9 protein-coding genes are annotated in these 17,267 nt (G+C 35.5%); all 9 read right to left on the bottom strand.

The window, feature by feature from the left end:
- Nucleotides 1–100 precede the first annotated feature (100 nt).
- Nucleotides 101–1,183 (bottom strand): alkaline phosphatase family protein, encoded by a 1,083-nt coding sequence (locus tag FNW38_RS12590; RefSeq protein WP_144064975.1) that lies wholly within the window; start codon nt 1,181–1,183, stop codon nt 101–103.
- A 121-nt stretch (nt 1,184–1,304) separates the two neighbouring features.
- Nucleotides 1,305–2,393: a glycoside hydrolase family 18 protein gene (locus tag FNW38_RS12585; protein ID WP_144064976.1), complete on the bottom strand. Its 1,089-nt coding sequence runs from the start codon at nt 2,391–2,393 to the stop codon at nt 1,305–1,307.
- 222 nt (nt 2,394–2,615) lie between these two features.
- Nucleotides 2,616–4,076 (bottom strand): glycoside hydrolase family 125 protein, encoded by a 1,461-nt coding sequence (locus tag FNW38_RS12580; RefSeq protein WP_144064977.1) that lies wholly within the window; start codon nt 4,074–4,076, stop codon nt 2,616–2,618.
- A gap of 4 nt (nt 4,077–4,080) precedes the next feature.
- Complete coding sequence (locus FNW38_RS12575; protein ID WP_144064978.1) at nt 4,081–6,363, bottom strand: GH92 family glycosyl hydrolase; 2,283 nt, start codon at nt 6,361–6,363, stop codon at nt 4,081–4,083.
- 81 nt (nt 6,364–6,444) lie between these two features.
- Complete coding sequence (locus FNW38_RS12570) at nt 6,445–8,709, bottom strand: GH92 family glycosyl hydrolase (RefSeq protein ID WP_144064979.1); 2,265 nt, start codon at nt 8,707–8,709, stop codon at nt 6,445–6,447.
- Between the two features lie 228 nt (nt 8,710–8,937).
- Entirely contained in the window at nt 8,938–10,935 is a 1,998-nt protein-coding gene (locus FNW38_RS12565; protein WP_143388594.1) for a beta-mannosidase, read from the bottom strand.
- Nucleotides 10,925–12,307: a vanadium-dependent haloperoxidase gene (locus FNW38_RS12560; RefSeq protein ID WP_143388593.1), complete on the bottom strand. Its 1,383-nt coding sequence runs from the start codon at nt 12,305–12,307 to the stop codon at nt 10,925–10,927. Before FNW38_RS12560 ends, FNW38_RS12565 begins: the two co-directional genes overlap by 11 nt.
- Nucleotides 12,308–12,317: 10 nt before the next feature.
- Entirely contained in the window at nt 12,318–15,611 is a 3,294-nt protein-coding gene (locus FNW38_RS12555) for a VCBS repeat-containing protein (RefSeq protein WP_143388592.1), read from the bottom strand.
- Between the two features lie 105 nt (nt 15,612–15,716).
- Nucleotides 15,717–17,255 carry a SusD/RagB family nutrient-binding outer membrane lipoprotein gene (locus tag FNW38_RS12550; RefSeq protein ID WP_143388591.1) on the bottom strand — a complete coding sequence of 513 codons (1,539 nt, stop codon included), beginning with the start codon at nt 17,253–17,255 and terminating at the stop codon, nt 15,717–15,719.
- Nucleotides 17,256–17,267: the final 12 nt, after the last annotated feature.

Raw genomic sequence — 17,267 nt, 5'->3', positions numbered from 1 at the left:
GTTATATTTTATTTTGATAATCCAGAAAGATGTTTATTCTCATCCCTCCTATTTTAACTGGTTTCAACTACTTAAAGTCGATCGATCTAAAAATGGTTAATTATTTCAATACTTCTGGTATCTCTTTGGCTATTGGGTGATTAGCCTTAAAAGTGTATCCCAATAGTTTAGCAATCGTTTGGGCAAATTGTTCCTGATATAATTGTGCTTCAATTTTTATTTCTCCTTTAAAGGGAATTTCTGGTCCCATTGCTGCAAACCATATTTCCGATGCATCCTGTATAGAACTGCCGTGACTAGTCCATTCCGCTTTAATTTTATCTCCTCGTCCATGATCCGTTGTAAAGAATAAAGCAGTTTTATTTTTATACTGCGGATCACTTTGCACAAAATCCCATATTTGCTTAATCCATGCGTCTACTTGATGAGCGGCATCTAAATACGAACGATACTGTCCGCCATGCGCCCATTCATCTGTCTCTCCATATGCGATATACAATACTTTTGGCTTCTTGGTCTTTAATTCCTCTAAAGCTTCATATTGTGTAAACACATCTAAGCACTCATCCAAATGCCAAGGCTTATAAGAATCAGCCAACATATTATTGATAAGATTCTGTTTCACAGTTGGGTTATTTCCTCCTATTTTATCAAAGGCTGAAGTTACCGGTATACCACTTCTCTTTTCATTTAGAATTCTATCAAAAGCTTTCCAAGCTCCAAAAGCAGCTACTTTACCTTTCAGCTTTGGTTGTTGATTTAAAAACTCCAATACAGTAACATGAGGGTTAGGCTCATATTCATTTGAATTGATTGCGGGATCAGCATAACCAGTCATTATTTCACTATACCCAGGATAACTAAACCAGTGAGGATTGGCATTATTTACCTTATTATTATAATTTCTGTTGCCATATAATTGTCCTTTTGCGGCAACAACTGACCACATAAAAGGCATCAGCTTTTCCCTGCGTTCTTTAACATCATGACTCCAATATTTTTTAAAAATATAAGTGCTGTCACCCTGATTAAATTTTCGATCATTGGCAATGGATGAATCCATCCCTTTAAAAAGCTCCTGCCATCTAAACCCGTCTGTTGTTATGATGATGATGTTTTCCGCTTGTTGCGCATTAGAAATAACACTTGTAAAAACCAACACTAATACTGCAATTTTTTTCATTTTATTTTTTATCAAGTTATAGATAATATGCTTTTTCGTTATTTTTGATAAACGCTTACATAATCAATTAATTTGTTCTTTTTAATTGGATCAATACCGATTATAAAATATCCAAATTGAATTATTTAGCTGTTTTTATTTGATATATAGTATCTAACATCCCATTGCGCGGACTGTCTAAAACCAGTTCCCAAAACATAACACCACCCAATTTCTTTTGTATTGCATAGCTCGTTTTTGCTTTAACAGAAGAAATATCATCACCTGTAGCAAATAATTTTTCTTTTTTATTATACCAGTAAGGTGCTTTTGCTTTTTTGTCCCAAAAATATTCCCAACCCTTAACTGCTGTAAATGAAGTAGTATATTCTTTAAAATTCACACCACTAGTTGGTTCACCAGATTGATATAAACCATTATTAATAGTAGCTACCTCTTTCCAAAGTCGGGTGTAAAATGCCGCCCCAATGACTAATTTCTTAGCAGGTATTCCCAATTTTAATAAATAACGCACCACTTTATCTGTAGATTCTTCGTCCTTTTTAGTGCTAAACAGTGGCGTATGATGTCCCGTAATCTTTGTGTAGCCGTTTACCAAATCGTAACTCATAATATTTACACGGTCAACCAATGGCATTATTTTTTCCCATTCGACAGATTCGTCTAAATATTTCTGGAATCCCCCGGCAGCAAAACTAAGCTCATTCTTATTCCCTAAAGCTTGACGAAGAATTGTTATAAGCTCCGTAAAATTATTTTTGTCAGCTTCTTGATGCAAATGACCTGAAAATCCTTCTATAGTTGGATATTCCCAATCCAAATCTAATCCATCACAATTAAAATAAGTATTGACTTCTTGTACCGATTTTGCAAAAACTGCTCTTCCCTTTGCCGTAGAAAAAATATCAGAACAAGGAGCACAACCTCCCCAGCCTCCTAAAGACAGCATGATTTTGAGTTGCGAATTTTTAGCTTTTAAGGATACCAAATATTTGATGGTGATAGAATCCTTAGCCGTATCAACATTTAATTTACCATCCTTCAAATGACAAAAACTATAGATAATATGCGTCAATTTATTTATCTCAAATTCATTTATTAGTTTATCATCACCCGTATAATACGCAATTACAGCTAATTTTTTATTGCTCTGAGCAGTTATACCGTTAGTAATAAGAAGTAACAAAAAAAGGAATTTTATACTTTTCATTTTTATATTATTTATTGATTTTTAAATTACCATTGCTCAGGGCATTCTCTTTTAAAAAATTATTACTCAATTATTAGGATTTTACTAAATCTGCGTGAAAAAATAGGCACGCAGATCTAGCAGATTTACGCAGATTTTAAAACAAAAAATATAGAGACAAGCTTTTTTATGGATTAAAAAAATAGTTTATTTTAAAAGCTAATGCCATAGTAATTGATATGCCTAAATATTTTTATCACTCAGAATATGAGGATATTTAATACTCGTATGAACAATCAATTCGCCAAACAATGTATTCGCCCATGCAAACCATTTACGCGTAAATTTTGTTACATCGTCTTTATGAAATGACTCATGCATAAACCCAGTATCGGCATTTGTTTTTATCAAATTGCTAATACACATTCGTATTTCCTTTTCATCTACACTGGTAATTGCTCTCAAAATAATGCTCATTGGCCAGATGGTATCAGCGCCAGTATGCGGACCGCCAACTCCTTCTCCAGCTTTTCCTTTATAGAAAAATGGATTGTTTTCTGAAAGAACAACTTTTCGAGTATTAAGATACAAAGTACTATCCGGTTGAATCGCTCCTAAATAAGGCAATGACAATAAGGAAGGCACATTGGCATCATCCATCATATGAAAACTACCGTACCCATTTACTTCAAAAGCAATGATTTTTCCAAATTTGGGGTGTTTGATGATTCCGTTTTCTTTTAATCCTTTTTGTACTTGTTCCTGCAATTCTTTTGCTTTAGCGACCAAATCCGTATCCTTCATTTCCGGCAAAGAGAAAATCTCCATTAAATAACCGAGCACTTCAATAGCAAACATATTACTTGGAATTAAATACCCAAACAAAGTACTATCATCGCTTGGTCTAAAAGTAGAAACAATCAATCCACAAGGTTTTACCGGATAGCCGTAACCACTTAAAGAAACTCCGTCTGTAGCCCAAGCCGTTTCTCGCTGAAAACTATATGGACCTTTATCATGCATTCGCTGTTGTTCCTTGAAAGTTTGCAATACTAAAAGCATGGCTTCTTTCCATTGTTTGTCAAACAAACTTATATCTCCGGTTTTTTCCCAATAACCATGTGCCAGTCTGATAGGATAACACAAACTGTCTATCTCCCATTTGCGTTCATGAATACCTGGTTTCATTTTAGTTAAATCGTTCTTCCATTCACTTTCTTTGGTAAAGTCTTTATAAAAAGCATTGGCATACGGATCGAGCAAAATGCATTTCGTCTGACGGTTGATTACTCCTTTTACCAATTCACCAAGTTTAGCATCTTCTTTTACAAATGGAAGATAAGGCCAAATTTGGGCGGTACTATCCCGCAACCACATCGCATCAATGTCTCCAGTAATTACATAGGTATCCGGTTTTCCATCGATGATTTCAAAATCGACTGTAGTATCCAATGTATTCGGAAAACAGTTTTCGAACAACCAAGCCAACTCGGGATTTGCTATTTGTTTTTTGATTCGTACAATAGCCGCTTCAATCGCTTCACTGGTGAATTTTCTTTCGGCCAATGGAGGACGTTTACTAACGAATTGATTCATTGGAAAATTAAAAATATCTGACTGAAAAGCAAAAACTTCTGATTGAATTGCCAACAATCCTGCTGATAAAATTCCTGTGTTTTTTATAAATTTTCTACGTGTTTGCATAGTATTATTTTGAAGTTGAATAAGAATATGGATAACTACTCGCGGAAGTTCCTCTTTTATTATTAGGAGTATCGTTCATATCAAAATCCAATACCGTTCCTTTGAGTAAATCAAAATGATTGATATAGTTCTTAGAGTAGGTTTCATTATTCCATTTTAATTCCTGAACATATTTATTATCTTCAGAATTACCAGGAGCATTTATGATTACTTCTTTTCCATTTTCTAACTGCAACGTTACTTTCTTAAATAAAGGCGCTCCAAGAACATACTCTTCTGTAGCCGGACAAACGGGGTAAAAACCCATCGCTGAAAAAACATACCACGCCGAAGTTTGTCCATTATCTTCATCCCCGCAATAACCATCTGCGGTTGATTTGTACAAACGATTCATTACTTCTCTGGACCAGTATTGTGTTTTCCAAGGCTGACCAGCATAATTATACAAATAAATCATGTGTTGAATAGGCTGGTTGCCGTGCGCATATTGTCCCATATTCATAATTTGCATTTCCCGAATTTCGTGAATAACGGAGCCATAGTAACTTTCGTCAAAAACAGGAGGCATACTAAAAACAGCGTCTAACTTAGTAGTGAATGTCTTTTCGCCACCCATTAAATCAACCAAGCCTTGCACATCATGAAAAACACTCCAACTGTAATGCCAACTATTTCCCTCGGTAAAAGCATCTCCCCATTTGAAAGGATTAAAATTAGCAGGAAAGCTTCCTTCTTTATTTCTTCCACTCATGAGTTTGAATGATGGATTAAAAACGTTTTTATAATTCATCATTCGTTTTTCAAACAAATTAATTTCTTCTTTGGGACGGTTTAAGGCTTTCGCCAATTTCCAAATAGCAAAATCATCATAAGCGTATTCTAATGTCCTTGCCGCATTTTCATTAATCTTTACATCATAAGGAACATAGCCTAACGTATTGTAATACGCCACGCCTTTTCTACCTACAGCATCCATTGGCCCTTCATTATTGGCTCCATGTAACAAGGCTTCATACAATGTATTGATATCATAATCCCGCAATCCTTTCATATAAGCATCTGAAACTACGGATGCCGAATTATTCCCAACCATCACATTTCTAAATCCCGGACTGGACCATTCCGGCAAAAAACCTCCTTCTTTATAATCGTTAATTAAACCTTCCTGCATTTCTTTATTTATAGAAGGATACACTAAATTTAGCAAAGGATATAACGCTCGAAAAGTATCCCAAAAACCGGTACCAGCGTACATATAACCCGGCAACACTTTGCCATTATACGGACTGTAATGAATAATTTTCCCTGCGGCATCTATTTCATAATGTTTTTGAGGAAAACAAGCGGTACGGTACAAACAAGAATAAAAAGTTTTGAATTGTTCGTCACTGCCACCTTCCACTTTTACTTTCCCTAAAACTTTATTCCATTCTTCTTTTGATTCCGCTACAGTTTTTTCAAAAGAAGCATTCCCTAGTTCAATTTTCAAATTCAATTCAGCTTGTTCAATACTTATAAATGAAGAAGCGACTCTGACATTAATTTTTTCTCCTTTCTTAGTTTTAAAACTCACTACAGCACCTGCGTGATTGGCTAAATTTTCTAATTTATCTTTTTCCAAAACTGTGTCTTTCCAAGTATAATTCAATGAAAAAGACTTGTCGAATAGTAGTACAAAATAATTCTTGAAATTATTTGGAACACCGCCGCTATTACGGGTAGTGTATCCTATAATTTTATTTTCAGATGGAATTATCTTAACATAAGACCCTTTATCAAAAGCATCAATTACAATAGCCGATTGTTTGTTTTCAGGAAAAGTAAATTGAAAATGTGCCGCTCTTTCGGTAGTGGTTAATTCGGTAGTTACATCGTAATCAGCGAGATATACGCTGTAATAATAAGGCTTCACGGTTTCAGATTTATGACTGAACCAACTGGCTCTTTCATCTTCTTTAAAAGCTAATTTACCTGTAACAGGCATAATGGAAAACTGCCCGTAATCATTCATCCATGGCGAAGGTTGATGCGTTTGTTTGAATCCTCTAATCTTATCAGCTGTATACGTATACGCCCATCCATCACCCATTTTACCAGTTTGCGGTGTCCAAAAATTCATCCCCCAAGGCCTGCAAATTGCAGGATATGTATTCCCATTGGAAAGATTGGGTGAAGATTGTGTTCCCATCAAAGGGTTTACATATTCTACTGGATCTATAACTTTAGTCTGTGCATTTACAACAACACTAAGTAACATTAAACCAAAAATCAAATTCTTTATTTTCATAATTTTAATATAAAATGATTCTTAAAAACCTCAGCCACTATCTACTATAGCTGATTACTAAAAACTGACTACTGAACATTCCTACATTGGTCTGTCTTCTTTTTTTACACCCCAAGTAGTTGACGGTTTACTTCCCATATACAATTTCAATTCTCCTCCTTTTGTAATCATTTCGTGAGTAATATAGGATTTGGCATAGGGCTTCCCATTATATTCTGCTTTTTGAATATACATATTGGTACGGCTATTATCTATTGCTGTTAATTTGAAAGAAATACCGCCCTTATAATTTATTGTAGCATTATTTACCAAAGGACTTCCCAAAACATAAACACCATTTGCTGGATTAACCGAATAAAACCCCATTGCAGAGAAAACATACCAAGCGGACATTTGTCCCAAATCTTCGTTACCACATAATCCATCCGGTTTTGTGGAATAAAATTTATCATCAATTTCACGAATCAGTTTTGCCGCTTTCCAAGGCTGTCCTGCATACGCGTACAAATAGGGAATATGATGATTGGGTTCGTTTCCTTGCGCATATTGTCCAATCAAACCGCTAATATCCGGAGAAGCTTCTTCGCCTTCCACTTTGTCAGTTATTAGGAATAGAGCATCTAACTTCGCTAGGAATTTATCTTCACCTCCAAACAAATCAATTAAACCATGAGGATCTTGAGGCACTAACCAAGTGTATTGCCAGGCATTTCCTTCTACATAATCGTCTTTGCGATGTGCAGATGAAAGCGGGTTAAAAGGCATTCTCCAATTTCCATTGGTTAATTTCCCTCTCATAAATGTTGTTTCTTTATCAAAATAAAGTTTATATAGATTGGCTCTTTTTGAAAAATAAGCAAAATCCTCGGTCTTGTTCAAGGCTTTTGCCATCTGAGCCACACACCAATCATCGATGGCATATTCCAAAGCGTTTCCAACGGTTTCTAACATGGTATCGGCAGGAATATATTGTAGTTTTTGAACATAATCCATTCCGTCGCGGGTTTGCATCGCCGTTTTCTTGATGGCTTCATACGCAAGTGCCGTATCATAATCGCGATAGCCTTTTAGATACGCATCAACAATAACTGCAATCGAATGATTTCCATTCATGGTATTAGTTTCATTACCCATCAAGTGCCAAACCGGTAATCTTCCTTGTTGCTTATAAATTGCCAAGAATGATTTAACAATATCATTGATTTTATCGGGTTGCGTAATGGTGTACAAAGGATGCAAAGCACGGTACGTATCCCAAAGCGAAAAAGTGGTATAATTAGTAAAATTTGCCTTCTCATATACCTTTTTATCTGTTCCTCTATAATCGCCATTGGCATCATTAAAAATAGAAGGCGCAAACGCCGTATGGTACAAGGAAGTGTAAAAAACTTTCATCGTTTTTTCATCCGCCTTAATCTGAATTTTATTTAATTCTTTATTCCATTTCGAATTGGCTTCTTTTACCGTTTTAGCAAAATCCCAATTTGGAATCTCCGCTTTTATATTTGCGGAAGCATTCTCATAACTTACCGGAGAAAGGCCAACTTTGACTAAAACCTGTTTGTTTTTTAAATGCTTGAAATCAATAATAGCTTTCATACGGACGCCTTCTCCTTCATTTCCTTTTACTACGGCAGTGCTATCGAATAAGGAAAGAGTTGTGATTGGCTCAGAGAATTCCATTGCAAAATACACGCGTTGATCATCAGCCCAACCTTTCGAATGACGATAGCCAACAATGGTCTTGGCTCCTGTTTTTTTTATGAATGTTTTCATTGGTTTATCCCAACCAATACCATCAGCCAAATCAAGTAAAATATGGGAATCATCGCTAGAATTAAAAGTGTATTTATGAAATCCTACTCTTTCGGTTGCCGTTAACTCTGCTTTTATTTTGTATTTATCAAGTAAAACACTGTAATATCCAGGCTTAGTAATTTCATTTTTATGTGAAAAATAAGAACCATAACCGGTAACCATATCTTCTTTTGTTCCTTTGGTAAGCGGTACTTTTCCTGACACCGGCAATAAAAGAATATCATTCAAATCTCCAATTCCAGTCCCGCTCAAATGAGTATGTGTAAATCCCAATATCGTATTACTCGCGTAATTATAGCCACTGCACCAATCCCAACCCTCAAAAACATTTACTGGTCCTAGTTGTACAGCACCAAAAGGCACATTAGCACCCACAAAAACATGGCCATGACCAGCAGAACCAATCAAAGGGTTAACATATTGAGTGTAATCTAAACTGTTTTGTTTTTTAGCTTTTACCTGTGAAGTTACAGGCAAAGTGAATAAAATAATTATTGAGAAAACAATGTGTTTATATTTTGTAACCATTTTGTTTTTGTTTTTGTTTTATATGACTTGCGTACTGTAGAAATAGATCTCTCTAAAAAAATGGAACACAGATGACACGGATTAAACGGATTTACGCAGATTCAGCATTTATAATTAGTTGGATTAAAAAACAACATTTAGTCCTGTTCGGATTGTAGTATTGCTTTCGTTTTAAAATTAATCATTACCAACTTACAAACAGCAACTTACATTAAATTTTATTAGTTTTTATTTGTATCTGTTAAGCACATCATACAATGACGTAACTGTTATAATAGGCTTGATTATCTTCCCTTCGAACGAAATTATTCTTTCTTCTCCTGCATCCAAATCCATATAATTAGTACTTAATTTTCCTTTGTATCCCTTAATTTCCACATATACATATTTAGCTGATTTCAGAGCTTTAATTATTATTTCATTTCCTTTAATTGTCCATGTGATTTTAGGATTTTCCAATTTCAAATCTATAGGACGTGTAAGGTCTATTTCAGGAGTTTTATCATCCCGATACGCTTCCCGCATGGCGTACCAAGCTGCTTTGGGTTGTCGGTTATAATAATCCGTTACACTCCAACTCGCCACAGGCCAACAATCATTCAATTGCCAAACTAAAGTTCCCATATTGTATGGTGCTTTGGAACGGTGAATTCCAATTATATTCTTTAACGAATAATACTGTAAACATTGGGTGAGATAGGTATAATCTTCCACTTTCATGTTTTTCACTTTGGTGGAATCAATAAAATAGCGATTCAAGTAGGAGTTTAACTTCGTAAAACCTTTCCCTGCTTTTTGATGTGCTTTTAATACATCCGAAAATAAATAGCGATCTTCAGGTGACGTAAATTTTTCTATTGAAGAATAATTCGGCATCGCTTGCATCCCGTATTCACTAATAAAACGACCTGTTTTATTTTGTACTACTTCAATATCTTCCAGTCCCCACCAAGTTCCCCAATAATGACTATCGCCTTCTTTTATGCTTTTCTCTTTACCCCAACCAAATAATGGTGAGCTACTGATATAAGGTCTCTTGTCATCCACTTCTTTTACCCATTTTGGAATACTGTCCTGAAACAATCGAACATAATCTTTCCATAAACGAGTCGAATCCTGCTTCGACATATTCATGGATTTTTGCCATCCCCAGTTTTTAAATGCTTCATCAGATTCGTTATTACCACACCACAAAACAATACTTGGATGATGACGCAAACGCTTCACTTGGTATTGAACTTCTTCTTTTACATTGTCTAAAAAAGCTTTGTCTCCGGGAACCATGGTTCCTGCAAACATGAAATCCTGCCAAACGTTGATTCCGTATTTATCACATAAATCATAGAAATAATCATCTTCATAAATACCGCCACCCCAAACACGCAGCATGTTCATATTGGCATCTTTTGCCATTAAAATCACCTTTTCATATTCTTTTTTGGTAACTCTCGAAAGAAAAGCATCCGATGGAATATAATTGGCTCCTTTCATATACACTGGTTTACCATCAATTTTAAAATAAAATGATTTACCAAGACTGTCCGGTTGTTGTACTAATTCTATTTTACGGTTAAGAACATATGGCTTCTCTAATGTTTTTTCATCGTAGGCTTCCAATCGTACTGCTTTCCAAATTCCGCAAGTCGTAAATTTAGGTCCCCAATCCCATCCAAAATGATATTGTGCTTTCCGTACATAAGCACGAGGATTGTCTGGAATTACAAAAGGCAAATCTTTCTTGGCAAGCGAATCAACAACATTTTGTGCCGATTGAAATACAACTACCAAATCATTATTACCTGATTTTATTATTTTTTTCACATCAACACGCCATTGACGAAACATATTATCTGCTTTTAAAACTAACTGTTTATTCAAATAAACCGTTGCATACGTATCCAGTCCGTCAAAAACGAGTGTTGCATTTTTTTTATTTAGAGTTGCTGGAGTCACCTGAAAAGAAGTTTTATACTCCCAGTTTTTTTTCTCGATCCATTGCAGTTTTTTCTCATTATCACGATAAAATGGATCTGGAATGAGTTTGTTATTCAACAAATCAGTATGTACTTCTCCAGGAACTGTTGCAACATTCCATTTTGCCGTTTTCTCCTGACGAAATTGCCAGCCGTTTTTAAGAACTACTGAACTATTTTGAGCATTCGCCACAAAGGACAGGTTTGTAAAGTAAAGAACAAAAAACCAATAAAAGTCTTTTTTACATTTCATTGTGACGGAGTATTTGATTATTGTTTCGATTTCTTTCTTTCATAAAAGTAAAATTCTTATTATTTGATTCCAATATTTTCTTTGCAATGTATTTTCCAATTTGTTCTCCTTGTAAGACTCCATTATCAACGGCGTCCCTAAAATGAATACCGCCGTACAACCTTGAAATGGCGGCTTCTTGTGATGCCTGCAAAAAGGATTTAAATTTTCTTTCAGGTAAACCAAATTCTGTTTCGCTAGTGTCAGTAAAGGAAAAATTATCTCCGAAAAATTTGGTAAGCACCGTTGCAGCTGCAGTAGATATAACACTATGTCCTGAGGTATATTCCGGAAAAGGTGGCGTTTGTAATAATGGTTTCCATCTATTGTCAATCCATTTATTAATCGCCGTTTCTGGTCTTACTCTATTCGTTTTATATTTTCCATCCCAACAGGAAATAAACGCATCGGTTAATGTAATAGCGACAGTCGCATGGATAAAAATGGTTTGTTCTAAACTTGTTTCCTTTTTTAAACAGGCATTGCCCGTAATACCAATCCAATGTCCGCCTGGAGATATTTTTTTTAGTCCAAATTCAACATGTCCAATCTGTTGCAAAGCGAAAGGATTACAATCCCAAAAACTCGCTATTGCTTTTTGCTTTTTGGTCAGTTTATTTACAATGGTATAAACCTCATTCATTTGTTTATAGAAAGAAGATGTTTTCGTAGTATCAAATGCGATGGAAGCAATTGGTTTAAATTGTTGTGCTGAATCAAGTAAGAATGGTCTCACCCGATTCCAATTGGGTTCCAGTGCTTGCATATATCCCGGGCCGGTTGGCTGCCAATGTCCATCACCACTTAATGGTGTATATTTTTTATAGCTGCTCAATTTTCGAAAATTATCTTCCTTTACATATTGTATCATTTGGTTTACCGCAACTTGTACTAACTGTGAGGTACACAAAGCCTTTTCTTTAGAAATTTCTTTTTTTATAGCTACCCGCATTAAAGAATCTGCTTCGGTTGAAAACTTATATCCTGAAGGCAACAGTTTTTCGGCCATTTTATACACTGTATATACTGATGCTAAAGAGGCGTCACTTTTTGTAATGAGCGTATCTGCGACCTGTAATTTTTGAAAACCATTGAGCGATTTCGAAAAAGATTGCTCCGGCATTTGAAATAACGACAATACTTCATTCGAGGCAAGCGTTACATAAGCATAATATCTTGCTGCTGCCACTGGCGATGTAACATCATTGACGATAACATCTGTTACTTTTTTCAAAGCTGAAACATAATCCTTTGAAGAAAATTTTTCAGAATTCTGGGAAAAACATGTAGTTCCCAGAAAAAGTATAAACGCGATAAGAATATATTTTCTCATATTGAATATATTAATATTTGTACACAGCAGGAAGCTGATTGTTGATAGAAAACAACACCTTTTTTTCACCCTTAGATTCTATAGAAATAATATCCTTCACACAGCCCTTTACATTCAAACCAGAACTTAGTTGAGGCATATAAGTAAAATTTCCTTTCCCGTCTCCTGTTAATAAAACACCATAATTAGCATCTATCTTTCCCATTTTTATTCTTGTTTTCTCTATATTTCCTCCTAATAGAATGTCATTTTTGCCGTCATGATTATAATCTGCGATGGCAATAGCATAAACAGGAGCATAATTTGCTTCCACGGGTAAACTATGTTGAATGAAAACACCTTTTTTATTTTCGAACCAGCTTGTTTCAAAAGAATCAGCTTTCAGTTGTTTTGCTGATTGCAATTGCTCTGGTGACAAAACTTCATTTATAGTTGCTTCTGAATAGGAATCATAAGTAGGAAAGCGTTGACGGAGGCTCACCATCTGATCTGTCAATTCATCTCTACTCGCCACAGGAAAAGATTTGCCCTGAATGTATTGACATAAAAAGGGATCTATAGAACCGTTTTTGTCAAAATCTCCATAATAAAGCGTAGCCGGTTCATTGCTGCTAACCTTGATTTGACTGTTGGTACCCCAATTTGCGGCTACAAGATCTTCATCGCCATCACCATCTAAATCAGCTGAAGTCAATCGGTTCCACCAACCAGATAAAGCAGTAGGGAAATATTTTTGAGAAGCATCGATAAGCTGTCCGTTTTTGTTTTCGAAACAAGATATTTTCATCCATTCTCCACAAACGACTAAGTCTGGTTTTCCATCTTTGTTTAAATCCATCCACATGGCATCAGTAATCATACCCAACCGTTGTAATACAGGTGCTACTGTTGCAATAGCATTTGTGAACTTCCCTTTTCCATCATTCAATAATAAAAGACTCTCTGGTGCTTCGGGATATTTACCTGAAATAGCACGACCTCCAATAAATAAGTCAGGATCGCCATCACCATCTACATCCTCTGATTTCACACAAGAACCATTACTTGTTTCTATTGGTAAAGCGTCCTGACTTTTTATATATGTACCGTTGTCATTTATATAAATTCTGTCTTGTAAAGCAGGGTCATTTTCATCAAATGCATAACCACCACTTACTACATACAAATCCATATCTCCATCGGTATCCGCATCAAAAAATAGCGCATCTACATCCTCAGATTGGCTGTCTTCTTCGAATGCTTTTTGAGGAGAACGAATAAAACTTCCGTTTTGCTGTTGGATTAATAACTGCCCAGATTGATTTTTAGCTCCGCCAATGAAAATATCTTCGAGCCCATCTTTGTTCACATCCGCTTTGGTAATATGTGGTCCACTATACGAAAGCATCATAGTCATTAAAGGCTGTGTCTTAAAATCATTAGTTTCCTCTTCCGTATGTCTATAAGGAACAGAAACATCTGCTAAAGAAAATACAGTTGAATTACTAATTGAAGGAGCATAAATACGATTTGGATTATTATATGTAACATTTATAGTTTTATTTACAGTGTTATCTTTAAGCGTCTCCAATTTGCCGTTCGGCCAATAAACAGCAATCGAATCAATTGTAGCACAAGGCAAACCAATATGCATTGGCTCTTGCATCGCACTTTGAAAACCGTGTACCGGATAATTTTCCTGCATCACTATACCAGCTGGAGTATACACTTTTACTTTCGCTCCCAAAGCATTTGTATTTTTCCCCGGCATTTGTAATGCTATGTTAATATAATTCCCCGTATTATTCATCTCAACAGCATTATTGCGATAAATTGCTGCCACATCATTCATCCGGTTTATTACCAAATCAAGATCTCCGTCATTATCAAAATCTGCATAAACCGACCCCTGAGAAAAATTTTCATTTTCGAATCCCCAATCCATGGAGCAATCTTTAAACTGAAGATTTCCTATATTTTCAAAAATATAATTGTGGAGCGGAGTAGACTGAATTCCCTGCAGCATTTGGAACATTCTTTCTCCGGACTCTCCACGCAAATATTTCAATCGTTCATTCGCATAAAATTTAGCAAAATCTCGATTTATCATATCTCTTCCATATCCATTGGAAACAAAAAGATCTTTATTACCATCATTATTAAAATCGGCAAACAATGCTGACCAACTCCAATCCGTATTGGAAATTCCGCTTAATTGCCCCGTTTCGCTAAAGGTGTTATTCCCGTTATTTACCTGTAACATATTGCGCATTAACTGGTGGTAAAACCCATTTTGTAATGTATTGTTATAGAGCTCATAATTATCTGGAGCATAAAATAATTTCTGCCTTTTATTATCTGCTGGCAACATGTCCAGCGTATAAATATCAGGCCATCCATCATTATTAATGTCCGCTATATCAGCTCCCATAGAAAAATTAGAAATGTGCCCCATTTGTTCTTTTAAACGATCTGTAAAAGTTCCATCGCCATTATTGATATAGAGATAATCTTCTTCTACATAATCATTCGACACATACAAATCTGGCCATCCATCATTATTAACATCGCTTACAATAACAGAAAGTCCGTATCCAAGTGGGTTGGAAATAATTCCAGCCTCCACGGTTACATCAGTAAAATGATTGTTATCATTGCGATAAAGTCGATCACCGGCATCAGGGTCTACCATCTTTTTGACAAATGCAGCATCAAAATTGCGTAATTCTTTAATGTTGTGATTCAATACAAAAAGATCCAAATCACCATCATGGTCATAATCAAAAAAAGCAGCTTGTGTTGAATAGCCTTCATCGGCAACACCCATTTCAACGGCTTTATCGGTAAATGTAACCTCACGCTTGGCAGAGGAAGAAGGACCATTGTTCATAAACAACTGGTTCCTTCTCTTTTCTGGTTCGGTATCGCCGGAATAACTAACATAAATATCCAGCCAACCATCTCCATTTACATCTGCCACACTTACACCTGTTTTCCAACCTTTACGACCAGCTGTGCCGGCCACTTTTGTAATATCTTCAAACTTTAAGTTTCCTTTATTAATGTATAATTTATTAGGTTCTGTATTAGAAGTAAAATACAAGTCTATTAATCCATCATTATTAAAATCACCGGCAGCCGTTCCGCCACCGTTATAAAAGTATTCGTAAGATATAATGTTAAGTTCGAGTGATTCTTTAAGAAGATTATTGAACTTAATTCCAGTTTTTTCAGCAGGGAGCAAAGAAAACAATTTTGTCTGCTGCGAAAAAACAGGTAAAAAGAACAGTAAACCAAACCCAATAGGTAACAAAAACTTTTTCATACTTTCTTGTTGTTATTAATATCGATAGCTTAATTTAAAACAAGTCGGGTAGGTTTTACTACCCGACTCAGATTAAGTTTTTATTTAAACTTTTAGCTTAAAAGATTATGGTTTATCCCACCAAACTCTAGTAGTGAATTCATCAGAACCTTGTTGTGTAATAGCCGCATTATAATTTGCAGTATTATTAACACGCTCCGTTTCATCATAAATTAAACGTCTTGGTAATGTCCCTCCAGTTAAATTACCTGGGAAATTCACTGGTGTTATAGTAGGGTAACCTGTTCTTCTAAGCTCAGCAAATGCTTCCAAACCATTGAAGAATAATGCTATCCATTTTTGTGTACCAATCTGATTTAATTTAGCAGCAGTTGTACCCAATGTCATAAAAGGATTTGCAACTAAATAAGCAGCAACTTCAACATTACTTACAGGAGCCACAGCATTTCCATACACTGTAAGCATTTGCATTGCTGCAGTTACTCCATTGTTGTAATATGTTTGTGCATTTCCTGAATCCCATCCTCTTACGGCTGCCTCAGCTAATAAAAATTGAACTTCGGCATAGCTCATAATAATATCTGGTGCATCTTGACGTAATATGGTCAAAGTATTAGGATCAGAATAAGCTTTAATTCCAGCAGCAGTCCAGCTTGGATGTGCAGTAATTGTTCCTGAAGTATAGCCATTAGGCAAACCTTTTTGACTCGCAGGTGTATTATCACCCGTGCTTTCTATACGAGCATATACACGTAAACGAGGATCACTTGTATTCTGCAATTGATCAACAAATGTCTTGCTTAGTTTGGTGCTACCATTTCCTTCTTGTAAATCTTCACGTAAAAAAGGAGAGGTATAAGGATTCCTGTTTACACCATCAGGTCCAGTAGCATGATTTAAAACTACATTATCTGCATTAGATTGAAATACTCCTCCAGCTATTGCTTTTGAAACATATAATTGTGCTTTCACAGGATCTACTTTGGAAAGACGCATACCCAACCTAAGCATTAGAGAGTAAGAAAACTTTTTCCATTTAGCAATATCTCCAGAATAAAACAAATCTGAAGAGCCGAAAAAAGGCTTACTTGCATCCAAAGCCTGAGCTGATTCGTCCAATTCTTTCAAAAGATCGGTATAAATATCTTGTTGCTTGTCGTATTTAGGTTTCAAAATTACATCAGTATATCCTTTCCCTGCATCAAAATAAGGAACATCTCCGTACAAATCAGTCAAACGGTGAAACATATATGCTTTGATGATTCTAACAGCACTTCTCTTACCAGCATTTTCTGGAGTATCTGGAATGGTAGCTAACAATTGTGATGTTTCCTTTATTCCGTTACTATAAGTTGATCCGAAAAAAGCACCAGACCACTCCGTTGAATAGGCATATTTATCTCCAGAATAGGCAAATGAACCTAAATGTTGAACCATAGCACTGGCATAGATTAAGTTTGCTCTATGATTTTCATAATCCTGTCCATTCATGTACACTTCTGATAAAGAAAAAACGGAGTTTACATCAGGAGTAACATATGCATTGGGGTTTTTATTTAAATCTTCAAACCCATTGTCGCAGGATGTAAGCACTAGAATACATCCTAGACCAGCGCTTAAATACTTTATTAAATTATTTTTCATTTTCTTATGATT

The organism is Flavobacterium gawalongense (assembly GCF_007097265.1).
Classification (GTDB): Bacteria; Bacteroidota; Bacteroidia; order Flavobacteriales; family Flavobacteriaceae; genus Flavobacterium; species Flavobacterium gawalongense.
The sequence above is the reverse complement of the archived record's forward strand: the minus strand, read 5'-3'. Positions and strand labels throughout refer to the sequence as shown.